We start from the raw sequence: 21,119 nt of genomic DNA, 5'->3' as shown, positions 1-21,119 counted from the left end.
GTCAGCCGGAGCAGGCGGCGCGCTGGGCCTGCTGCCAGGTGCAGACGGGGCACAGCGGGCTGCCGGGCGCGTCGGCCGAGTACTCGGTCGGCTCGCCGCACAGGACGCACGCGGCCCGCTCCCCCGGCCCGCCGGGCCGCAGCCCGCGCAGCGACTGCCCGGGGTCGGCGGACACCTCGCAGACCTGCTCGGCGGCGGGCGCGCCCTCGGTCTCCGGCGCGGTCTCCGGCTGCTGCTCTCCCATGCCGGACAGGGTACGCCCGTCCGCCACCGCGGTGCCCGCGGCGGTGCCCACCACACCGCCGCGGGCACCGCGGTGGGTGGTCGGGGATCCCGGGGGTCGGACAACCGGCCGGACGCCGGTCGGACGCCGACCGGTCAGCCGAGGAAGGAGAGCCGGAGCTTGCGCTGCGGGTTGTCGCCGTTGGTGTCGATCAGGACGACGGACTGCCAGGTGCCCAGGGCGATCCGGCCGCCGATCACCGGCAGGGTGGCGTGCGGGGCGACCAGGCCCGGCAGGACGTGGTCGCGGCCGTGGCCGGGACTGCCGTGGCGGTGGTGCCAGCGGTCGTCGGCGGGCAGCAGTTCGCGCAGGGTGGCGAGCAGGTCGTCGTCGCTGCCGGCGCCGGTCTCGATCACCGCGATGCCCGCGGTGGCGTGCGGGACGAAGACGTTGAGCAGTCCGTCGCGGCCGTCCGCGACCTCTCTCAGGAAGGCGTGGCAGCGGTCGGTGACGTCGAGGGCGACCTCGTCGCGGCCGGTGGCGACGTCGAGCGTCTGGGTGTGGAAGGTGTCGGACATGGGGCCATCCTGGCCGATCTTGGGCCGCGCCTCGTAGGGGCCGCGGCCGAACGCCACCCGAGCGCCAGGGTGCTCGCCAGGGCGCGCCAGGGTCCGCCGGGGCCCGGGGCGGCACCCGGAGCCGAGTGCGGAGCCGGACGCGGGGCCGTGCGCGGGGACGCCGAAAGCCCGACGGACTCCCCGTCCGTCGGGTCGTGGCAGCGGGGCGGACCGGCCGGGCGGGAGCACCCGCCCCGGGGTCAGCCCCGGCTGCCGAACAGGCTCCGCTTGAGGCGGCGCAGCGGCGCCATCAGGGAGACCCGGGCGCTGCGGCGCGGCGAGGCGGCCGGCATCGGGGCGCTGGGCCCGCGCGGCGTCAGTTCCCTTATCAGGCCGAGCGCTTCTGCCGTGTCCACTGCCGGGAGCGCGGGCGCGCCGAGGACGGCCAGGTGCCGGTCGATCCGGCGGCCGGTCGTGCCGACACCGCACTGGATCGCGGGCACCCGGGGCCGCGGTCGCACTTGCATCTGTTCCATCTTGTTTCCCACCCCTACGAGGCGCCAGGGCCGTGAGGCGAAGACTATCCGGCTACGACGGCCTTCACACAACCGTCCTGGTGTTCTGCCACCGTACCGTGCGAACGGAACTGACGCTTCACCAGGGGCCGGTGCTCCCGGTCACGACTAGGCATCGGTTGATGGTGCACCATCCAAGCACCGAACGGCCGTTGGGCTCTGCGGCGGTCCGGTGCGCTGCCGGGGCGCACCGGCGGGCACCGGGTGCGCCGGGCGCGCGGGCGCAACCGGCGGGCGGGGTCGGCGGGCGGGGTCGGCGAGGACCGCGGGGCCGGCTTCGCGCCGGCGGCGGACGGGCCCCGGACGGCCGGCGGGAGGCCCCCGGCGCACGCCCGTCACCTTGAGTTCAGAAATTGAACACATACGAGGGATTGACGTGGCCGAAACCTCCAAGCAATATCTACAACGACACGGGATAGCGGGGAACACCCACCCATCCCCGGTCGGGTGATTTCGAGTATGAACGAATCACCCGACCATCCCGTTACGCTTCCGACACCACAGTGAGTCACTGTCCGGCCGTCTCGACGCTGCGGCGGCCCGACTCCGACGTGGTGGACGGACCGGCGGTCGATCGTTGAGGGTCGGTCGGACCGCCAAACCGGGCTGCCGGTGCCGCCGCTGGTACGGCGCGGCACCGGCGGTCGCGTTTCCCCGCCGTCCGCGGCACCCCGGTCACCCCGACCACCTGCGCCCGGGGTGCCGCGGCCCGGCGCCGCCGCCTCCCCGTGTCCGCTCCCAGGGAGTGCCCAGCCCGGCTCGGTAGAGTGTCCGTACCGGGCGGCCGGCCGGCAGCCACCCTCTCAATGCCTTCGCGGAGTGAACGCACGTGCCACCCCTGCTCAGCATCGTCCTGCCCGTTCACGGCGTGGAACGCTTCCTGCCGCAGTGCCTGGACTCGCTCCGGTCGGAGGGGGCCGCACCCGGCGAGGTCGAGCTGATCGCGGTGGACGACCGCTCCCCCGACAACTGCGGCGCCCTGCTGGACGCGCACGCCGCCGGCGACCCCCGGATGCGGGTGCTGCACCTGGCCGAGAACCAGGGGCTCGGCGGCGCCCGCACCGCCGGGCTGGCCGAGGCCACCGGCACCTACGTCTGGTTCGTCGACAGCGACGACTGGCTGCCCGAGGGCAGCATCGACGCCGTGCTGGCCGAGCTGCGCGCCGAGACGGCCCGCGAGCTGCCCGCCGACGTGCTGCTCACCGACTTCGTCCACGTCTACCCGGACGGCGGCCGGGAGCCGAACCCGTGGCGCAAGGTGCTGGCCGGCTCCCCGCTGGTGTCCGGCTGCACCGCCGCCGAGCACCCGGCGCTGTTCAACGCCGTGCTGGCGGTGTGGAACAAGGTGATGCGCCGCGAGTACCTGCTCGGCCTGGACGTGCACTTCGGCCGCGGCCACTACGAGGACATCTCGGTCACCTACCCGCTGCTGCTGGCCGCCGACCGGCTGCTCTACCTGGACCGGCCCTGCTACAACTACCGGCGCGGCCGCCCCGGCGCGATCACCGCCACCGCCTCCGCCAAGCACGCCGACGCCTTCGCCCAGTACGACGCGATCTTCGCCTTCCTGGACCGCTGCGAGCGCGCGGACGCCCTGCGCACCCTGGTCTTCGACCGCACCGTCAAGCAGGCGCTCACCGTCTACGACAGCCCCGGGCTCGTCCCGGTCGGGCTGCGCCCCGAGTTCTTCGCCCGGATCACCGGCCACTTCGCCAAGCACCGCCCGGACGGCTACCAGTACCCGTCCGGGGTGCGCGGCGTCCAGTACCGGCTGGCCGCCCGCGGCTCCCGGCGCGCCTACGCCGAGCTGCGCCGCGGCGGCCGGCTGCCCGGCGCGGTCAAGCGCGGCACCAGGGCGGTGGCGCCCGGGGTGAAGCGGGCCGTCCGCAGCGGGGCCCGGTTCACCGCGTACAACGCCTTCAAGCGGCTGCCGATCGACCAGAACCTCGCGGTGTACGCGGCGTACTGGCACCGCGGCTACGCCTGCAACCCGGCGGCGATCTACGCCAAGGCCAAGGAGCTGGCCCCGCAGGTGCACGGGGTGTGGGTGGTGGAGAACGCCGAGCGGGCCGCCACGCTGCCCGCCGGGGTGCCGTACGTGATCGTCAACACCCCCGCGTACCTGCGGGCGATGGCCACCGCCAAGTACTTCATCAACAACGTGAACTTCCCGCACACGATGACCAAGCGCGCCGGCACCGTGCACGTGCAGACCCAGCACGGCACGCCGCTGAAGGCGATGGGCATGGACCTGGTGGACCGGCCGCTGGCCGCGGACGGGATGGACTTCGAGCGGCTGCGCGAGGTGGTCGGCCGCTGGGACTACCTGGTCTCGCCGAACCCGCACACCAGCAAGCACTTCGCCCGGGCCTTCCCCGGCACCTACCAGGTCCTGGACACCGGCTACCCGCGCAACGACCGCCTGGTGCTGGCCACCCCCGAGCAGTGCGTGGACGCCCGCCGGGCGCTGGGCATCGCCGACGGGCAGCGCACCGTGCTGTACGCGCCGACCCACCGCGAGTCGCGCGGCGGCTACCTGCCGCTGCTGGACCTGCCCGCGCTGGCCGGGCGGCTCGGCCCCGGCTGGACGGTGCTGGTGCGCACCCACTACTTCCACGAGGGCGGCGCGGGCGACCTGACCGCCGCCCCGGGCGCGGCCACCCTGCTGGACGTCTCCGACCACCCCTCGGTCGAGGACCTCTACCTGGCCGCGGACACCCTGGTCACCGACTACTCCTCGATGATGTTCGACTACGCGGTGCTGGACCGCCCGATCGCCGTGTACGCCCCCGACTGGGAGGAGTACCAGGAGGTCCGCGGCGTCTACTTCGACCTGATGGAGGAGCCGCCCGGCGCGGTCACCACCGAGCAGGACGCGCTCACCGAGGCGCTGCTCGCGGGCGACCCGGAGCCGGAGGCCCGGCAGCGCTTCCGGGAGCGGTTCTGCCCCTGGGACGACGGCCGGGCCGCCGAGCGGGTGGTCCGCCGGATCTTCCCGGTCCGCGCCTGACCGCCCCGTCCCACCCCTTGAGACGCGATCCGTCCACCGGGTGGGCGTGACAAGGATCGCAGCCCCGCGGCGGCGGCGGATGTGGACGAAGCGCGGGGTCCATGTCGTAGTCTGCGGTCCGTTGCCCAGTGGTCCGGCCCGGTCCGGGCCGCGCGCCTCGCCCCGCGGCGAGACCCCGGCCGGGGAGGCTCCCCGGCCGGACCCGTTCATCCGGCCAGGGAGGGCCAACACCGTGATCGACCTCGTCACCAAGCTCGTGCTCAAGCCGCTCGCGAAGGCCCTGTACCGGCCGACGATCGAGGGCCTGGAGAACGTGCCGCGCAAGGGCGGGGTGATCCTGGCGAGCAACCACCTGTCGTTCGTGGACAGCGTGGTCATCCCGCTGGCCGCGCCGCGCCAGGTGTTCTTCCTCGCCAAGGCCGAGTACTTCACCGGCACCGGCCTCAAGGGCGCGGTCTCCCGGTTCTTCTTCACCCACGTGATCAACGCCGTCCCGGTGGAGCGCGGCAGCGTCCGGGCCGCCACCGCCTCGCTGGACGAGGGCCTGGAGATCCTGAACTCCGGCCGGGCCTTCGGCATCTACCCCGAGGGCACCCGCTCGCTGGACGGCCGGCTGTACCGCGGCAAGACCGGCGTGGCCTGGCTGGCGCTGACCGCCGGCGTCCCGGTGGTGCCGGTGGCGCTGGAGGGCCCGCAGCACATCCTGCCGGTCGGCAAGCGGATCCCCCGGCTGCGGAAGATCAGCGTCAAGTTCGGCGAGCCGCTGCACTTCGACGAGCTGCACGGCCAGGCCCGCTCGGCCAAGGCCCGCCGCCAGGTCACCGACGAGGTGATGGCCGCCATCCAGGCGCTCTCCGGCCAGGAGCCCGCCGAGCAGTACAACGAGTCGCCCAAGGCCGCCTGACGCCCCGTCGGGAGCGTCCGCCCGCCGCCCGGACCGCCCGGCCTCAGTAGCCCACGGCCTCGCGCAGCAGCAGGACGGTGCCGCGGGTGAAGCGGGGCGGGGCGTGCAGCACCAGCAGCTGGTTGACGGCGCTCGGCTGCCCGTACGCGGCCTCGGTGCGGGCGCTCTCCAGCGGCAGGGCGTGCTCGTGGATCCGGCGCAGCGCGGCGGGCAGGTCGGGGACCAGCTTCTGGGCGCCGACCAGCCAGATCGCGTGGCCCGCGCCGCCGCCGTTGGCGGGCAGTTGGCTGCCGGAGCCGGAGGCGATCACCAGGGCGCCGGTCTCCAGCAGGGCGGCGGCGCTGCCGAGGACGACGTCGGGGGCGGCGAGCAGCCGGCGCAGTTCGTCGGCCCCGCGTTCCCGGTCCATGGCGAGCAGCCGGGGCTTGAGCGCGCCGGGGCGGGCGTTGGCGTCCGCCTCGACGCCGGTCAGCCGGAGCGTCTCGCTGGCGGTGGTGAGCACGCTCGCGCCGTCCGGGAGGAGGGCGCGGACGCGCTCGCGGGCGGCCGCGGCGCCGTCCAGGACCTCCACCGCGAAGCCGTGCCCGGCGAGGGCGGCGGCGGCCCGCTGGAGCCGGTCCTCGGTGGCGGGGGCGGTGTGCGCGGGGCGGGCGGCGCCGGCCGGCGGCGCGGTGTCCGGGTGGCGGGTCCCGTGGGCCCGTCCGGTGGGCTGGAAGTCGTCCATCGTGCGCTCTCCGTCCGTCGGTGTGCTCCTGCCGGTACGACGAAACGGCCGCCCGGAGTGTGAGGTGCGGGCCGGATGTCACGTTCCGGGGCGCTGTCCGGTCTCAGGAGGGGAAGGACGGACCCACCGAGGAGGAGCGGACGTGGAGGAGACCGTGGCGGGGCGGCGGGACGAGGCGCTGCGCGTGGTGGCGGCGGAGCGGCGGCGGCTGACCAACCTGGCGTACCGGCTGCTGGGGTCGCTGGCCGACGCCGAGGACGTGGTGCAGGAGACCTACGCCCGCTGGTACGCGCTGCCGGAGCGGCGGCGGGCCGAGGTGGCGGCGCCGGGCGGGTGGCTGACCACGGTGGCCGGGCGGATCTGCCTGGACCTGCTGGGTTCGGCCCGGGTCCGGCGGGAGCGGTACGTGGGCTCCTGGCTGCCGGAGCCGGTGCCGGGCGACGGGGCGACCGGGGACCCGGCGGACCGGATCACCCTGGACGAGTCGGTGCACATGGCGTTCCTGGTGGTGCTGGAGTCGATGACCCCGGCGGAGCGGGTGGCGTTCGTGCTGCACGACGTGTTCCGGTACCCGTTCCCGGAGGTGGCGGTGGTGGTGGGCCGGTCCGCGGCGGCCTGCCGCCAGCTGGCCGCCTCGGGGCGGCGCCGGGTGCGCGGCGCCCGGCCGCCGGCCGCGCCCGCGGGCGAGCGGGCCGCGCTGGTGCGGGACTTCAAGCGGGCCTGGGAGGCGCGGGACGTCCGTGCGCTGGTGGAGCTGCTGGACCCGGACGCGACGGTGGTGACCGACGGCGGCGGGCTGGTCCCGGCCCTGCTGGAGCCGCTGTCCGGCGGCGCCCGGATCGCGTCGGCGGTGGCCGCGTTCGCGGGCGCCCGGCCCGGGATCGAGCTGCGCGAGCACCCGGTGAACGGCCAGGACGGCCTGCTCGCGCTGGTGGACGGCGCGGTGGCCGGGGTGTTCGCGTTCGGCACCGCCGGGGGCCGGATCACCCACGTCTGGGCGGTGCGCAACCCGGAGAAGCTGCGGCCCTGGACCAGCGGGTGCGCGGCCTAGGCGGCGGGCACCGGCACCGGGGGCGCCTCGCGGTTGGTCAGTGCGGCGTAGCGGCCGCCGCGGGCGAGCAGTTCCTCGTGGGTGCCGAGTTCGGCGATCTCGCCGCGGTCGAGGACGGCGATCTGGTCGGCGTCCCGGACGGTGGAGAGCCGGTGCGCGATGGTGAGGGTGGTGCGGCCCGCCGCGAGGGCGTCCAGGGCCTGCTGGACGGCGTGCTCGGTCTGGTTGTCCAGGGCGCTGGTGGCCTCGTCCAGGACCAGGATGGGCGGGTTGCGCAGCACGGTGCGGGCGATCGCCAGGCGCTGCTTCTCGCCGCCGGAGAAGCGGTAGCCGCGTTCGCCGACCATGGTGTCGTAGCCGTCCGGGAGGGCGGCGATCATGTCGTGGACCTGGGCGGCCCGGGCGGCCTCGACCAGTTCGGCGTCGGTGGCGTCGGGCTTGGCGAAGCGCAGGTTGTCGGCGACCGAGGCGTGGAACAGGTAGGTCTCCTGGGAGACCACGCCGACGGCGCGGGCCAGCGTCTCGAAGGAGAGCTCGCGCACGTCCACCCCGTCGATCAGGACCCGGCCGCCGGTGACGTCGTACAGCCGGGGCACCAGGTAGGACAGCGTGGACTTGCCGGAGCCGGTCTCGCCGACCACGGCGAGCGAGCCGCCGGCCGGGACGGTCAGGTCGATGCCGGTCAGGGTGGGGCGGTCCTGGTCGGGGCGGTAGTGGAACTCGACGTCCTCGAACCGGACGTCGCCGCGGATCTCGGCCAGCTGGACGGGGCGGGCCGGTTCGTCGATCTCCACCGGCAGGTCGAGGTACTCGAAGATGCGCTGGAACAGGGCGAGCGAGGTCTGCACCTCCACGCCGGTGGAGAGCAGGCTCACGGTGGGCCGGAACAGGCCCTGCTGGAGCGAGACGAAGGCGACCAGGGTGCCCAGCGAGACGATCGGCGCCCCGGCGGCGGAGGCCAGACCGGCCGCCCAGTAGATCAGGGCGGGCATCGCGGCCATCACGATCCCGATGGTGGACATCCGCCACCGCCCGGCCATGCTGGAGCGCACCTCCAGGGCGGCCAGTTCGTCGGAGCGGTCGGCGAACTCACGGGTCAGCGAGCCGGAGCGGCCCATGGTGCGGCCGAGCAGGATGCCGCTGACCGACAGCGACTCCTGGACGGCGGAGGAGAGTTCGGCGAGTTGGCGCTGCCGCTCGCCGGTGATCTTCTTGCGCTCCCGGCCGACCCGGCGGCTGATCCAGACGAACAGCGGGAGCAGCAGCAGTGAGACGATCGTCAGCCGCCAGTCGAGCGCGACCATCGCGGCCACGCTGGCCACCACCGCGGTCAGGTTGGACACCAGCGAGGTGGCGGTGCCGGTGACGGTGGCCTGCATGCCGCCGATGTCGTTGGCGATCCTGGACTGCACCTCGCCGGTGCGGGTGCGGGTGAAGAAGGCCAGCGACATCCGCTGCAGGTGCCGGTAGACGGAGGTGCGCAGGTCGTGCATGACGCGCTGGCCGACGGTGGTGGAGATCAGTGTCTGCAGCACGTTCAGCACGCTGGTGACCACGGCGGCGGCGATCATGCCGAGCGCGAGCAGGCTGAGCAGCCCGGTCCGCCCCTGCGGTATCGCGGTGTCCAGCACCGCGCGCAGCAGGAACGGCGTCACCACCGAGACCACGGCGGACGCCGCGACCAGCAGCCCCACCACCCCCAGCCGCCCCGCGTACGGCCGGAACAGCCGCAGGATCCGCCGCACCTGGGCGGGCTGCTTGCCCTGCCCCTCGGGCGGGGTCCAGTCGATCCGGTTCAACTGCACGGGGACCTCCTGGGGGTCGGTGGGCGCGGGGACGGCCCGAGTTTAACGAGCCTTGCTCACCATTAGCAAACCTAAGCTTCTGGGCATTCCCGCCGAAGGGCCCGCCGCGCCGACAGAAGCACAACCAGGGGCACGGGGAACTGCGCGGGCAACCGGGCACGCACAGCCAGATCGCGGCGCAGGACGAGAACGTGCACTATCCCGCGATCTTGCTGACGTGCCCCTCCCTCCCCCAGCCCCAAGGGGGGCTGGGAGGTGCCCCCTCCGCGCAGTTCCCCGCGCCCCTGTCGGTGCGCTTCCTGTTCGGTGCGCTTCCTGGCTTCGCGCCGCCCGCTCAGGGCTTGCGGTAGTCGCGCCCCGCCGTGTTGGAGATCTTGCCGAGCCCGCCCGGCGGCAGGAGCCTCGCGGCGGCGACCGCGGCCCGGTAGCGCTTGCTGGGGACGCAGAGCGGGCGGTTGCGGGCCAGGTCGCGCAGGGAGTCGTCGACGACGCGGTCGGCGGTGAGCCAGCCCCAGGCGGGGATGGAGGAGGTGCCCATGCCGGCCCGCTGGTGGAACTCGGTGCGGGTGAAGCCGGGGCAGAGGGCCTGCAGGCGGACGCCGCTGCCGGCCAGGTCGCGGGCGATGCCGAGGGTGAAGTTGACCACCCACGCCTTGGTGGCGCCGTAGGTGCCGCGCGGCAGGAAGGCGGCGACCGAGGCGACGTTGACGACGCCGCCGAAGCCGCGCTCGCGCATGCCGGGGACGGCGGCGGTGGTGAGCCGCAGCACGGCCTCGATGTGGACCTTGAGCATGTCCAGCTCGTCCTGCACGGGGACGTCCAGGTAGGTGCCGCGGTGGCCGAACCCGGCGTTGTTGACCAGCAGGTCGACGGGGCGGTCGGCGTCGCGCAGCCGGTCCTCGACGGTCTCGATGCCGGCCTCGGTGGCGAGGTCGGCGGTCAGCGTCTCGACCCGGACGCCGTAGCGGGCGGAGAGCGCGGTCGCGGCGGCGGTCAGGCGTTCGGTGTCGCGGGCGACCAGCACCAGGTCGCGGCCGTCGCGGGCCAGGCGGGCCGCGTAGGCGGCGCCGATGCCGGCGGTGGCGCCGGTGATGAGAGCGGTGGTCATGGCCCCGACCGTACCGGGCGGTAGTCCGGGGCCGCATCGACCGACCGGACCACGGACGCCTCGGCCCTTCGGGCGACCCCGGCGGGGCCGGCGGCGCGCCCCGCCCCGGCGTTGGTCGGATCACCCTACGGTTTCGGGCAGCGCCGCCGTCCCACGCGGCGTCCGTACCTTCCAGGAGAACTGATGTCCGTTCGGCTCCACGTCCGCTCCATAGAAGTCGCACCGCCGGCCCGTCCGCGCCGCCCCGCTCGGCACTGACGGCCCGGCACCGCCTCCGCACGCCCGGGCCCGCCCCTCCCAGGGGCCGGGCCCGACGCGCGTCCGGAGGCGGGGCGCCGGGGGTGCGTCAGTACGGCTTGACCAGCACGTGGGCGGCGCCGGGGATGCCGACCTTCAGCAGCTCGTCCTCCTCGGGGGTGGTCGCCGAGCCGGTCTCCTGCTTGAGGACCGCGCGGGAGAGCGACTGGACGAACATCGCGCGCGGGCGGCGGCGGGCCTCCCAGGCGTCCAGCGCGGACGGCACGTCCGCGGCGGCGTCCAGCTCCTGGGCCAGCACCAGGGCGTCCTCGACGGCCATCGCGGCGCCCTGCGCCAGGTGCGGGGTGGAGGCGTGCGCGGCGTCGCCGGCCAGCACCACCCGGCCGACGTGCCAGGGCTCCTCGACGGTGACCTGGGAGATCCGCGAGTACACCACCGCGGCCGGGTCGGTGACGTGGGTGAGCGCCTCGGCGACCGGGCCGGAGAAGCCGGCCAGCCGCTCGGCGAGCTGCTCGTGGGCCCGCTCCGGGTCCGGGCGGAAGTCCTCGGCCTCGGCGAACACCGCGCCCAGGTACATGAGTTCGGGGGTGATCGGGGTGAGCAGCGCCTTCGCGGCCTGGTTGCCGGTGCTCATCACCACGCCCTGCACCTCGTCCTGCCGGGGCACGGTGACCCGCCAGTTGGCGAAGCCGGTGTACTCGGGGCGGTAGCGGTCGCCGTACAGCCGGGTGCGCAGCGGCGAGCCGATGCCGTCGAAGCCGACCACCAGGTCCCAGCGGCCGGTCGAGCCGTCGGACAGGGTGACGTCCACGCCCTCGCCGTCGTCGGCGAGTTCGGCGATGGTGGTGCCGAAGCGGACGGTCGCGCCGGCCTCGGCGGCGGCGTTGCCGAGCACCTGGGCCAGCGCCGGGCGGGGGATGCCGTTGTTGGCGGGGGCGCCGTCCATCCGGGGCTGCGGGATCTTCGCCAGGGGGTTGCCGGCCGGGTCGCAGATGGTCAGCACCTCCCATTCGAAGCCGACCTCCAGGCACTGCTCCAGCACGCCGAGTTCGCGCATCACGTGCAGCGCGTTGGAGGGCTGGATGATGCCGACGCCGAGCGCGTCGAGCTGCTCGCGGAGTTCGGCCACCTCGACGGTGTGGCCGCGCCGGGCCAGCGCGGTGGCGAGGCTGAGGCCGCCTATGCCGCCGCCGTGGACGAGGACGCGCAGGGGTGTTGCCATGGTCTCTCCGTGGATTCGGGGGGACGGCCCGGGCGGGGGCGCGGGCCGTGCGGGTGCGGCGGGGCCGCCGGGTCAGCCGACGGGCATCGCCATCAGGTGGTCGACCAGGGCCAGCAGGGCGTCCCGGCCGAACGACCGCTCGCGGACGTCGCCGACCAGCATCGGCACGTGCGGGTCGAGGTCGAGGGCGGCCCGGATCTCGGCGTCGCTGCGGGTGTTGACGCCGTGGAAGCAGTTGATCGCCACCACGAACGGGATGCCGCGGCTCTCGAAGAAGTCGATCGAGGCGAAGCTGCTCTCCAGCCGGCGGGTGTCGGCGATGACGACGCCGCCGAGCGCCCCGTTGACCAGGTCGTTCCACATGAACCAGAACCGCTCCTGGCCGGGCGTGCCGAACAGGTACACCACCAGCTCGGGGCTGACGGTGATCCGGCCGAAGTCCAGGGCGACCGTGGTGGTGGTCTTCTGGTCGACCCCGGACAGGTCGTCCACGCCGACGCTGGCGGTGGTCAGGTACTCCTCGGTGCGCAGCGGCGCGACCTCGCTGACCGAGCCGACCAGGGTGGTCTTGCCGACGCCGAAGCCGCCGGCGATCAGGATCTTGACCGCGGCCGCGGCGGCCGGGGTGTTCGTCATCTCAAAGCCTCCTCAGGCCCTCACGTACGGCGGCCAGCAGGCCGCGGTCGGCGCCGCCCGCGGCCCGGGCCACCGAGATCGGGGCCCGGGCCTTCAGGAGGCCCTGCGCGACGAGGTCGCCGAGCAGGATCTTGGTGACCGTGACCGGCAGGTCGAGGTCGGCGGCGACCTCGGCCACCGCGGCCGGGGTCCGGCACCGGTCGATGATCATCCGGTGCTCGGGCTGCAACCGGGCGGGCCGGACCGGCGCGCCGTAGGCGTCGACCGGGTCCGGCACGCTGGTGAGCAGGGTGATGAGGGTGAGGTCGTCACGCTCGGGCGCGGTGCGGCCGCGGGTGATCGTGTACGGCCGCACCATGCTGTCGGCGCCGTCGTCCCCGTCCTCGTACTCGTACTCGTCGTCCCAGGGGAGCGCGTTCACACGCGTTGCCCGCTGCGGGCCCCGAACGCGTTGAAATCGCCGCGCTGCGGGGTGCTGAGCTTCTGGCCGACCTGCTGGACCAGGTTGTGCATGGCCAGCGACATGACCTCGGCGTCGACGTCCTGCGAGGCGATCACGGCCAGGTGGGTGCCCGAACCGGCCGCGATGACGAACAGCCAGAGGTCGGCGAGTTCGACGATCACCTGGTGCACCGGGCCGCCGGCGAACAGCTGGCCCACCCCGCGGGCGAGGCTCTGCTGGCCGGTGGCGACCGCCGCGAGCCGCTCGGCGTCGGAGCGGTCGATGGTGCGGGAGTGACCGACCACGAGGCCGTCGTCGGAGAGCAGCACGGCGTTCTTGGTGCCGGCCACCGAGTCCACCAGGCCGTCCAGCAGCCAGTCGAGGTCCTGGTGGGTGGCGGTAGTGCGCGTCATGACCGATCTTCTCTCGTCGGGATGTGGTTGTTGTTCCAGCCGTCGGCCGGGCCGGTCCGCTCCTCGGTGCCGACGGTGTCGGCGGCCGGGTCGGCCGGGCCGCCGCGCGCCTCGCGGGAGCGCCGCTGGAACGCACCGATCGCTGCTCCGGCCCGTCGGGGGGCCGGTCGGAACAGCGGGTTCTCGTCCCAACGGGGCGGTGCGGGTGCTTCCTTGGGAGCGGCGGGATCGATCCGCAGCTCGTCGACCAGGCTGGCCTGGCGGACCCGGCGCGGCAGCGGGGGCTCTCCGCCGGGCGGCGGGTACGCCCCCTCGGGGAACGGGGCGGGGGCCGTCGGCGGTTCGACGGACCCGGGCCAGGCGGCGGGCTCGGGGTGGTGCCCGGCGGTCAGCGCGTACGGGACGGGCGCGGGCCGCAGCGGCAGCACCGCGTCGGGGAACGGCTGCTCGTGGCCGGCCGCCCGGTAGTCCTCCTGCGGCCCGCCCGGCTGCTCGTGCTGCGGGTACGGGTCGGCGGAGAGGTACGGGTCGACCGGGAAGTACGGCTCCGCGGCGGGGTACTGGTCCACGGCCGGTGCCTCCTGGAGTTCCGGCGGCATGCTGTACGACACCGAGACGGGTTCGGACCCGGCGGTGAGCGCGGTGACGCCGGCCAGCGCCTGGCCGCGGTTGCGGGTCGGCAGGCCGCCGGAGGGCTGCGCGGGGACGATGGTGGGCCGGGCGTTCGGGTCGGGGACGATCAGCTCCTCGGGGACGAGCACCACGACCCGGGTGCCGCCGAACGCGGACTGGCGGAACTCGACCCGCAGGCCGTGCTGTTCGGCGAGCCGGGAGATGACGTAGAAGCCGAGGCGGATGTCGTCGCCGCGGGCCAGCACGTCGGCGCGCGGCGGACGGGCCATCATCTCGTTGGCGGCGTCGATCTGGTCCTCGTCCATGCCCAGGCCGCGGTCCTCGACCTCGATCGCGACGCCCCGGCTGACCCGGCCGGCCCGGACCTCGACCGGGTTCGGCGGGCGGGAGAAGGTCAGCGCGTTCTCGATCAGCTCGGCGAGCACGTGGGCGACCGGGCCGACGGCCCGCTCGGAGATCCACGGGCTGCCCTCCAGGTCGATGCCGACCCGCTGGTAGTCCTGCACCTCGCCCTGGGCGGAGCGCATCACGTCCAGCAGCGGGACCGGCTTGCGCCAGCGCCGGTGCGGGGAGCCGCCCGCCAGGATGACCAGGTTCTCCTCGTAGCGGCGCAGGCGCGCGGTGAGGTGGTCGAGGTCGAACAGGCCCTCCAGGAACTCCGGGTCCTCGTGGCGGCGTTCGAGTTCGTCGAGCTTCTTGAGCTGCTGGCCGATCAGCTGCTGGGTGCGGCGGGCGATCCGCTGCAGCAGCCGCTCGTAGGCGCGGTGCTGCTCGGCCTGGGCGACGGCGGACTGCACCGCGCTGCCCCGGGCCAGGTTGAACGCCTCGGCCAGCTTGGCGAGTTCGTCCCCGGTGCGGCCCCACGGGTCGGGGGCGACGGCCCGAGCGTGCTCCTCCGGGTCGACCTGCTCGCCGTTGCCGAGCCGTTCGACGACCGCGGGCAGCGTGGCCTGGAGGTCCTCGGCCTGCTCCTGGAGCCGGCCGATCCGGCGGCGCAGGGTGCGGGTGATCCGCCAGGAGGTGACGGCGACCACGATGACGGCGATCAGGCCGATGACGGTGGTCAGGATCAGCCGGACGGCGAGCGAGATGATGCTGCTCTTGCCGTGGTCGACCACGTAGGCGGTGCGGTACTCCAGCAGGTCGACGATCTGCGGGTTGAGCGCGTCGACGGCCTGCCGCCAGGCGGTCTGGTCGCCGGTGAGGGCGATCCGGCCGCTGCGGTCGGCGGCGGCGGGCGCGAGCAGCTGCCGCTCGACGTCGCCCTTGGCCTTCCAGGCGGAACTGTCGGTGATCTTCTTCCACTTGGCGGCCTGGTCGGCGGCCAGGTAGGGCCCGACCTTGGTGCCGAACTGGAAGTCCTGCTCGGCGACGGCCTGCCGCAGCTGCTGGTAGTCCTCGGCGCTCAGGCTGCCGGCGGGCCAGCCGCGGGCCAGCAGGGCGTCCGAGCGGGAGATCATCTCCTTGCCCCAGAACAGGTCGACCAGCGGCGCGGAGATGGTGGTCATCTGGCCGTTGTCGACGTGGCTGAGCGCGGCGAACAGCTTGAGGTCGACCGCGATCAGGTCGGTGTAGTAGCCGTAGACCGCGGCCTGCTGCTGCTCACTGCCGCTGTCGACCAGGGCGCGCTGGGCGGGCAGTTGGTTGATGGACTGCCGGGCGAGTCCGACCGCCTCCTTGACTTCGTCCGGGGCGTCGGAGGCGGCCACGTCGGACGCCTTCTGGAAGTCGCGGATGGCCTGGTCGGTCTTGGCGCGCTGGCTGCGCAGCGCGTCGGTGACCCCGCTGTGGGTGGCGAGGACGTCGGCACTGAGGCGCCGTTCCTCCTGCAGGTTGTAGTAGACGATGTTGGACGGCTGGCCGGCCTCCTGCGCGAGCAGGCCCTGGGCCGCCTGGCGCTGGAAGTCCAACAGGAGCTGTCCGCTGGTGACGGCCCAGAGGGCGGCCAGGGCCACGCTGGGGACGATGGCCAGCACGAGCAGGGTCGCGCGGAGCGAGAGCCGGCCCGTTCTGATCCGCCGAGAAGCGCGCGTGCGCAGGGCATTCTCCTTGGAGACAACACCAGTTGTTCACAACTGGTCGAATCTGACAGGACACTGACGGATGGATACTAGTCACACGGTATAAGCGGGCGGAAAACCGCTGCCCCGTCCCGGCATAACAGGAGGTCAAGGCCCGGCCTCCCGGTGGCCGAAAACGGCGGACGGACCGCCCGCCCCTCTCCGGGGCGGGCGGTCCGTCCGCTCGCGGTGCGGGCCGGCTCAGGTCGAGCGGCCCTCCCGGGCCGCCTGGTCGGCCCGGCCGCCCGCGCCGACCGGGCCCAGCCGGGTGGCGGCGGTGGCCTTCAACTCCGGTGCCAGCCGGGCCACGTCGCGGGAGCCGACCGCGGCGATCAGGCCGGGCAGGAAGCCCCGCAGCGGCTGCATGCCGCGCAGCCACGCCTGGGCGTAGACGTGCGCGGAGCGGCGGGCCAGGCCCGCCACCAGGCGGTCGACGGCCGGGCCGATCGGGTAGGTCCGGTTGGCGGGCCAGGGCAGCTTGGCCCGCATCCGCCGCAGCACGGCGTCCTGGTCGGCGCCGCGCACCATGTCGGTGTCGGTCCAACTCAGGTACCCGACACCGACCTTGACGCCCTGGTGGGCGACCTCGGCGCGCAGCGCGTGCGCGAAGGACTCGACGCCCGCCTTGGAGGCGCAGTACGCGGACATCAGCGGGGCCGGGGTGAGCGCGGCCAGCGAGGCGATCTGCAGCAGGTAGCCGCGGCTCTCGGCGAGCGCGGGCAGGAAGGCCCGGGCGGTGGCCACCGAGCCGAGCAGGTTGACCTCGACCACCCTGGTCCAGGCCCGGTGGTCGCTGTCCAGCAGCGGGCCGCCGAGCGCGATGCCCGCGTTGGCGACCACCGCGTCGATCCGCCCGTACCGGTCCTTGATCCGGTCCGCGGCCTCGGTGAGCGCCGCCAGGTCGGTGACGTCGACCTCCCAGGCGGAGGCGTGCTCGCCGCACCGGGCGGCGACCGCCTTGAGCTCGGCGCGCTCCAGGCCGACCAGCGCGACCTTGGCGCCGCGCTCGGCGAGCTTGCGGGCCATCAGCGCGCCGAGGCCGCGGGCGGCTCCGGTGATGACGACGACCTGCGAGGACAGCGGCGGTGTCATGCGGTCTCCTCAAGGGGCGTGGTGGCGGCGGTCGGGGGCACCGCGACAGCCGGGGGCGCCTCGGCGGCCGGGGGTGCCTCGGCGGCCGGGGGTGCCTCGGCGGCCAGGGCGGCGAGGCGGCGGATCTCGGCGGCGATCTCGGCGGGGCGTTCGACGGGGCTCATGTGGCCGGTTCCGGACAGTTCGAGCAGGCCGCGCGGGTCGGCCAGGGCGGCGGCGATCCGGCGGGCGTGCACCGGCGGGGTCAGCCGGTCGCGGCTGCCCGTGACGACGGCGGTGGGGGCGGCGATCCGGGCCAGGCCGTCGTGCACGTCGAGGGTGTCGAGCACGCCGGCCCAGTGGAAGCGGACCTTCGCCGGGCAGGCGTGCACCACCCGCGCGCAGGCGTCGACCCGGTCGGCGGGGGTGGCCGGGCCCATGGTGGCGTACTTGAGCGCGGCCCTGGTGAGCGCCGTGACCGGGCCGAGCGGCAGCCGGGAGCGCAGGATCCGCCGGTGCAGGAAGCGGCGCAGCCGCTCGGCGCGGACGGCGGGCGGCAGCACGGCGAGTTCGGCGACCAGCGCGCCGGGGCCGGTGTTGACCAGCAGGTTGGCGGCGGTGCGGTCGGCGACGCCGGGCCGGTCGCCGGCCGCCATCACGGTCATGCCGCCCATGCTGTGCCCGGCGACCACGGCGCGCCGCCCGGCGGGGACGGTGGCGGCGAGCACCGCTTCGAGGTCGTCGGCGAGCTTGGCGGTGGAGTAGCCGTCGGCGCCGGCGGGGGCGGGGCTGCGGCCGTGGCCGCGCTGGTCGTAGGCGACCACCCGGAAGTCGGCGGCCAGCCGGTTGACCACCGGCGCCCAGAACGCGGTGGAGCAGGTCCAGCCGTGGGCGAGCACGACCAGCGGCGCGCCCGCCGGGCCGTACTCCTCGACGTTGAGTTCGGCGCCGTCGGCGGAGCGGACGGTGCGCACGGCCGCCGGGTCGGGCAGCACGAAGTCGGCGGGGGTCCGGGGGCTCACGCGGTCACCGCCTCGACCGGCCGGGGCGCGGCGCGCTTGATCAGCTCGTACTCGGCGAGGTCGACGTGCCGGGTGGCGCGGCGGAAGGCGCTGGTGGAGCCGGGCCACAGCACGGTGTTCTTGCCGCTCTCCTCCAGGTACCAGCTGCGGCAGCCGCCGGTGGTCCACACGGTGCGGTCCATCCGGTGCTGGAGTTCCAGGTTCCACCGGCGCTGGGCGCGTTCGGTGGGCTGCATGGCGGTGGCGCCGAGCGTGTCGAGGGTGGTGAGCGCGTCGATCAGGTAGTTCAGCTGGGACTCGATCATCAGGATCATCGAGTTGTTGCCGAGCCCGGTGTTCGGGCCGATCAGGAAGAACAGGTTCGGGAAGCCGCGCACGGTGGAGCCGCGCAGCGCCTCCATGCCGTCCTTCCAGCTCTCGGCGAGCGAGGTGCCGCCGACGCCGAACACCCGCTCGGCGATCGGCAGGTCGGTGACGTGGAAGCCGGTGCCGAACACGATCGCGTCGACCTCGTGCTCGCTGCCGTCCGCGCCGACCAGGGTGGAGCCGCGCAGCTCGCGCAGGCCGCCCGCGACCACCTCGGTGTTGGGGGCGGCCAGCGCCGGGTAGTAGGTGTTGCTGAGCAGGATGCGCTTGCAGCCGATCCGGTAGTCCGGGGTCAGCTTGGCGCGCAGCGCCGGGTCGGCGACGGCCTTGCGCAGGTGCCGCAGCGCGACCCGCTGGACGAGCCCCAGCAGCTGCGGGCGGCGGACGAACGCGTCGACCTGGAGCTCGCGGATCGCGAACAGCCCGGCGCGGCGCAGCAGCCCGGTCGACGGGAGGTTGGCGTGCAGCCACTTCTCCGGGCCGCTGACCTCGCGGTCGGCGCGCGGCAGGACCCAGGCGGGGGTGCGCTGGAAGACGGTCAGCGCGCCCACGGTCGGCTGGATCGCCGGGATGATCTGGGCGGCGGAGGCGCCGGTGCCGACCACGGCGACCCGCTTGCCCGCGAGGTCGTAGTCGTGGTCCCAGCGGGAGGAGTGGAAGACCTTGCCGGGGAAGGCGTCCAGGCCGGGCAGGTCCGGGATCTGCGGGTCGGCGAGCGGCCCGGCGGCGGAGACCACGGCGTCGGCGGTCCAGTTCCCGGCCGTCGAGGTGACCCGCCAGCGGGTGTGCTCCTCCTCCCAGCGCAGTTCGGTGACCTCGGCGCGCAGGCGCAGGTGCGGGCGCAGCCCGAAGGTGTCGGCGACCCGCTCCAGGTAGGCGCGGATGTCGGGCTGGCCGGAGAACACCCGGGGCCACTCGGGGTTGGGCGCGAACGAGAACGAGTACAGGTGCGAGGGCACGTCGCAGGCGCAGCCCGGGTACGAGTTGTCGCGCCAGGTGCCGCCGACGGCGTCCGCGCGTTCCAGGATCACGAAGTCGGTGATCCCGGCCCGGCGCAGCCGGACGCCGGCGCCGAGGCCGCCGAAGCCGGAGCCGATGACGGCGACCCGGACGTGCGGGACGGCCTCCTGCGCTCCGGGGTCGGTCGCCCGTGCTCCGGGGTCGGTGCCGGGCGCGGGGGGCTGCTTGCTACGGGCTGCCATGGGCGGGCCTCCTGGCGGGGGTGGGGGCGCTGGCGGGGGCGGTGGCACCGGATGCTGCCAGTAATCACTGGCGTGTTCGGCAGAGTAGCCCTTGTTGACACCGAGTGGAATAGCGCGGGGCGTCGCTGTTTCCGCGCCGCCCGGCGGCCCTATGCTGACCCGCGTGGCGCAGACCGAGCAGGAGACCGGGCGGGGGGAGGACGGGCGCCCCCGCGCCTACCGGATCGCCGAACTCGCCGAGGCGGCCGGCGTCAGCGTGCGCACCGTCCGCTTCTACCGCGAGCGCCGCCTGCTCCAGCCGCCCCGCAAGGAGGGCCGGATCACCTGGTACGGCGAGCAGCACCTGGACCGGCTCCGCCTGATCGCCGAACTCCTGGAGCGCGGCCACGCCCTGGGCGGCATCGCCGAACTGATCGGCGCCGGGGAGGACGGCCGGGACGTCGCCGAGCTGATCGGCCTGCAGGCCGCGCTGGTCGCCCCCTGGTCCGACGAGACGCCCGTCCACCTCGACTGGGACGAGCTGCGCGCCGCGTTCGGCGACCAGCTCACCCCGGCCAACACCGCCGAGTCCGTCGCCCAGGGCTACGTCACCGTCCACCCCGACGGCATCACCCACGTCAGCCGCCGCCTGATGGACGCCACCGTGGCCCTGGTCGGCGAGGGCGTGCCGCTGGCCGCCGTCCTGGACGTCAGCCGCCGCGCCGCGGAGTACGCCGACGCGATGGCCGACCTGTTCGTCGCCCTGGTCCACGAGCACCTGCTCGGCGCGCTCACCCGGGTCCAGGACCTCACCCCCGCCGAGGCGGCCCGGCTCACCGAACGGATCCAGCGGGTGCGCCCGCTGGCCCGGGCCGTCAACGACGCCCAGTTCGCGCTGGCGATGGACCGCCGGGTGCGCGCCGAGTACGACGGCCTCACCGCGGAGTGACCGCCCCCGGCCCGCCCCACCCGTCCCCCGCATCACCTGAGCACCGTCCGCACCGCCCCGGCGTGGGAGAGTGGGGGACGGCGAAGGGAGCACGGGCGTGTTGATGGAGAAGGTCACCGAGATCCTGGTCGAAGCCTCGGCCGAGGCGGTCGAGCCGCGGTTCCGGGCGCTGGCCGACGGCGAGGTGATGGAGAAGGCCCCCGGCGAGATCGTCACCGTCGCCGACCGGGAGGCCGAACGGATCATCTCCCGGCGCCTGCGCGAACTGCTCCCCGTCCCGGTGGTCGGCGAGGAGGCCGTCTCCGCCGACCCCGCGCTGGCCCGCGCCCTGCACGAGGAGCCCGCCGCCTGGCTGGTCGACCCGGTCGACGGCACCCGCAACTTCGTCGCCGGCAGGCCCTCGTACGCGGTGATGGCCTCCCTGGTGCGGCGCGGCGAGACCGTCGCCTCCTGGATCTGGCAGCCCTGCGGCCGCACCGCGTACACCGCCGAACTCGGCGCCGGGGCCTGGCGCGACGGCGAGCGGCTGGTCCTGCCGAAGGTCAGCACCGCCCCCGAGAAGTGGACCGGCATCCTCAAGACCCGCTACTTCGCCCCGCCCACCGGCCACCGCCTGCTCGCCAACACCCTCGCCCTCGGCCCGCTCGACCCCGGCCGCGGCTCCGCCGGCATCGAGTACCCGCTGATCGCCACCGGCGCCCACGACTTCATCCTCTACTGGCGCACCCTCCCCTGGGACCACGCCCCCGGCTCCCTCCTGGTCACCGAGGCCGGCGGCCGCAGCGCCCGCTTCGACGGCACCCCCTACCGCCCGGAGGCCCCGGGCGGCGTCGACGGCCTCCTGGTCGCCGCCGACCCGGACCAGTGGGAGACCCTCCGGGGGATCCTGCTCGACGGCGTGTAGGAGAA

General features: G+C 74.7%; 19 protein-coding genes. 5 read left to right on the top strand and 14 right to left on the bottom strand.

Going from position 1 to position 21,119, the window contains the following annotated elements:
- Position 1: 1 nt before the first annotated feature.
- The 3 genes from ABD345_RS07040 to ABD345_RS07030 form a co-directional block, all read right to left on the bottom strand.
- Positions 2 to 244 (bottom strand): hypothetical protein, encoded by a 243-nt coding sequence (locus tag ABD345_RS07040; RefSeq protein ID WP_344550942.1) that lies wholly within the window; start codon positions 242 to 244, stop codon positions 2 to 4.
- Positions 245 to 378: 134 nt separating this feature from the next.
- On the bottom strand, positions 379 to 801 hold the full coding sequence (locus ABD345_RS07035) for a secondary thiamine-phosphate synthase enzyme YjbQ (protein WP_344550941.1): 423 nt from the start codon (positions 799 to 801) through the stop codon (positions 379 to 381).
- A gap of 239 nt (positions 802 to 1,040) precedes the next feature.
- Positions 1,041 to 1,316, bottom strand: a complete 276-nt coding sequence (locus tag ABD345_RS07030; RefSeq protein WP_344550940.1) for a hypothetical protein — start codon at positions 1,314 to 1,316, stop codon at positions 1,041 to 1,043.
- A gap of 868 nt (positions 1,317 to 2,184) precedes the next feature.
- Between ABD345_RS07030 and ABD345_RS07025 the strand changes: the two genes are divergently transcribed.
- Together ABD345_RS07025 and ABD345_RS07020 are read left to right on the top strand one after the other, a co-directional pair.
- Positions 2,185 to 4,365, top strand: coding sequence for a bifunctional glycosyltransferase/CDP-glycerol:glycerophosphate glycerophosphotransferase (locus tag ABD345_RS07025; RefSeq protein WP_344550939.1), 2,181 nt, complete (start codon positions 2,185 to 2,187; stop codon positions 4,363 to 4,365).
- Positions 4,366 to 4,597: 232 nt separating this feature from the next.
- A complete protein-coding gene (locus ABD345_RS07020; RefSeq protein WP_344550938.1) occupies positions 4,598 to 5,269 on the top strand; it encodes a lysophospholipid acyltransferase family protein in 672 nt (223 codons plus the stop codon).
- A 43-nt stretch (positions 5,270 to 5,312) separates the two neighbouring features.
- Here ABD345_RS07020 and ABD345_RS07015 read toward each other — a convergent pair whose 3' ends face one another.
- Positions 5,313 to 5,993: an LUD domain-containing protein gene (locus tag ABD345_RS07015; protein WP_344550936.1), complete on the bottom strand. Its 681-nt coding sequence runs from the start codon at positions 5,991 to 5,993 to the stop codon at positions 5,313 to 5,315.
- A 142-nt stretch (positions 5,994 to 6,135) separates the two neighbouring features.
- Between ABD345_RS07015 and sigJ the strand changes: the two genes are divergently transcribed.
- Entirely contained in the window at positions 6,136 to 7,044 is a 909-nt protein-coding gene (gene sigJ / locus ABD345_RS07010) for an RNA polymerase sigma factor SigJ (protein ID WP_344550934.1), read from the top strand.
- Here the strand turns inward: sigJ and ABD345_RS07005 are convergent.
- The 10 genes from ABD345_RS07005 to ABD345_RS06960 form a co-directional block, all read right to left on the bottom strand.
- Entirely contained in the window at positions 7,041 to 8,849 is a 1,809-nt protein-coding gene (locus ABD345_RS07005; protein WP_344550932.1) for an ABC transporter ATP-binding protein, read from the bottom strand. The two genes, sigJ and ABD345_RS07005, sit on opposite strands and share 4 nt — an antisense overlap.
- 334 nt (positions 8,850 to 9,183) lie before the next feature.
- Entirely contained in the window at positions 9,184 to 9,957 is a 774-nt protein-coding gene (locus ABD345_RS07000; protein ID WP_344550931.1) for an SDR family NAD(P)-dependent oxidoreductase, read from the bottom strand.
- 346 nt (positions 9,958 to 10,303) lie between these two features.
- On the bottom strand, positions 10,304 to 11,437 hold the full coding sequence (locus ABD345_RS06995; protein WP_344550930.1) for an FAD-dependent monooxygenase: 1,134 nt from the start codon (positions 11,435 to 11,437) through the stop codon (positions 10,304 to 10,306).
- Between the two features lie 72 nt (positions 11,438 to 11,509).
- Complete coding sequence (locus tag ABD345_RS06990; RefSeq protein WP_344550929.1) at positions 11,510 to 12,073, bottom strand: GTP-binding protein; 564 nt, start codon at positions 12,071 to 12,073, stop codon at positions 11,510 to 11,512.
- A 1-nt stretch (position 12,074) separates the two neighbouring features.
- On the bottom strand, positions 12,075 to 12,431 hold the full coding sequence (locus tag ABD345_RS06985; RefSeq protein ID WP_344550961.1) for a DUF742 domain-containing protein: 357 nt from the start codon (positions 12,429 to 12,431) through the stop codon (positions 12,075 to 12,077).
- Positions 12,432 to 12,490: 59 nt separating this feature from the next.
- The gene (locus tag ABD345_RS06980) at positions 12,491 to 12,928 is read right to left on the bottom strand and encodes a roadblock/LC7 domain-containing protein (RefSeq protein WP_344550928.1); all 438 of its coding nucleotides are present in this window, start codon (positions 12,926 to 12,928) and stop codon (positions 12,491 to 12,493) included.
- Positions 12,925 to 15,537, bottom strand: coding sequence for a sensor histidine kinase (locus tag ABD345_RS06975; protein ID WP_344550927.1), 2,613 nt, complete (start codon positions 15,535 to 15,537; stop codon positions 12,925 to 12,927). Before ABD345_RS06975 ends, ABD345_RS06980 begins: the two co-directional genes overlap by 4 nt.
- Before the next feature lie 285 nt (positions 15,538 to 15,822).
- Entirely contained in the window at positions 15,823 to 16,713 is an 891-nt protein-coding gene (locus tag ABD345_RS06970) for an SDR family oxidoreductase (protein WP_344550926.1), read from the bottom strand.
- Entirely contained in the window at positions 16,710 to 17,714 is a 1,005-nt protein-coding gene (locus ABD345_RS06965; protein WP_344550925.1) for an alpha/beta fold hydrolase, read from the bottom strand. The genes ABD345_RS06970 and ABD345_RS06965 overlap by 4 nt, the downstream gene beginning before the upstream one ends.
- Entirely contained in the window at positions 17,711 to 19,282 is a 1,572-nt protein-coding gene (locus ABD345_RS06960; protein ID WP_344550924.1) for a flavin-containing monooxygenase, read from the bottom strand. The genes ABD345_RS06965 and ABD345_RS06960 overlap by 4 nt, the downstream gene beginning before the upstream one ends.
- Positions 19,283 to 19,445: 163 nt before the next feature.
- Here ABD345_RS06960 and ABD345_RS06955 point away from each other — a divergent pair, with 163 nt between their 5' ends.
- Together ABD345_RS06955 and ABD345_RS06950 are read left to right on the top strand one after the other, a co-directional pair.
- The gene (locus ABD345_RS06955) at positions 19,446 to 20,210 is read left to right on the top strand and encodes a MerR family transcriptional regulator (RefSeq protein WP_344550923.1); all 765 of its coding nucleotides are present in this window, start codon (positions 19,446 to 19,448) and stop codon (positions 20,208 to 20,210) included.
- 103 nt (positions 20,211 to 20,313) lie between these two features.
- Positions 20,314 to 21,114: an inositol monophosphatase family protein gene (locus tag ABD345_RS06950; RefSeq protein WP_344550960.1), complete on the top strand. Its 801-nt coding sequence runs from the start codon at positions 20,314 to 20,316 to the stop codon at positions 21,112 to 21,114.
- Positions 21,115 to 21,119: the final 5 nt, after the last annotated feature.

Origin of the sequence: Kitasatospora saccharophila (assembly GCF_039529925.1) — a bacterium.
Lineage (GTDB): Bacteria > Actinomycetota > Actinomycetes > Streptomycetales > Streptomycetaceae > Kitasatospora > Kitasatospora saccharophila.
Note: the sequence above shows the minus strand (reverse complement) of the source record. Positions and strands in the feature narration are given on the sequence as shown.

Bases quoted from the DNA above. Each gene is read 5' to 3' on its own strand.
- ABD345_RS06990 (WP_344550929.1), bottom strand. From the start codon at position 12,073: ATGACGAACACCCCGGCCGCCGCGGCCGCGGTCAAGATCCTGATCGCC.
- ABD345_RS07040 (WP_344550942.1), bottom strand. From the start codon at position 244: ATGGGAGAGCAGCAGCCGGAGACCGCGCCGGAGACCGAGGGCGCGCCC.
- ABD345_RS07015 (WP_344550936.1), bottom strand. From the start codon at position 5,993: ATGGACGACTTCCAGCCCACCGGACGGGCCCACGGGACCCGCCACCCG.
- ABD345_RS06970 (WP_344550926.1), bottom strand. From the start codon at position 16,713: ATGACACCGCCGCTGTCCTCGCAGGTCGTCGTCATCACCGGAGCCGCC.
- ABD345_RS06995 (WP_344550930.1), bottom strand. From the start codon at position 11,437: ATGGCAACACCCCTGCGCGTCCTCGTCCACGGCGGCGGCATAGGCGGC.
- ABD345_RS07000 (WP_344550931.1), bottom strand. From the start codon at position 9,957: ATGACCACCGCTCTCATCACCGGCGCCACCGCCGGCATCGGCGCCGCC.
- ABD345_RS06960 (WP_344550924.1), bottom strand. From the start codon at position 19,282: ATGGCAGCCCGTAGCAAGCAGCCCCCCGCGCCCGGCACCGACCCCGGA.
- ABD345_RS07030 (WP_344550940.1), bottom strand. From the start codon at position 1,316: ATGGAACAGATGCAAGTGCGACCGCGGCCCCGGGTGCCCGCGATCCAG.
- ABD345_RS06950 (WP_344550960.1), top strand. From the start codon at position 20,314: ATGGAGAAGGTCACCGAGATCCTGGTCGAAGCCTCGGCCGAGGCGGTC.
- ABD345_RS06985 (WP_344550961.1), bottom strand. From the start codon at position 12,431: ATGGTGCGGCCGTACACGATCACCCGCGGCCGCACCGCGCCCGAGCGT.
- ABD345_RS07035 (WP_344550941.1), bottom strand. From the start codon at position 801: ATGTCCGACACCTTCCACACCCAGACGCTCGACGTCGCCACCGGCCGC.
- ABD345_RS06980 (WP_344550928.1), bottom strand. From the start codon at position 12,928: ATGACGCGCACTACCGCCACCCACCAGGACCTCGACTGGCTGCTGGAC.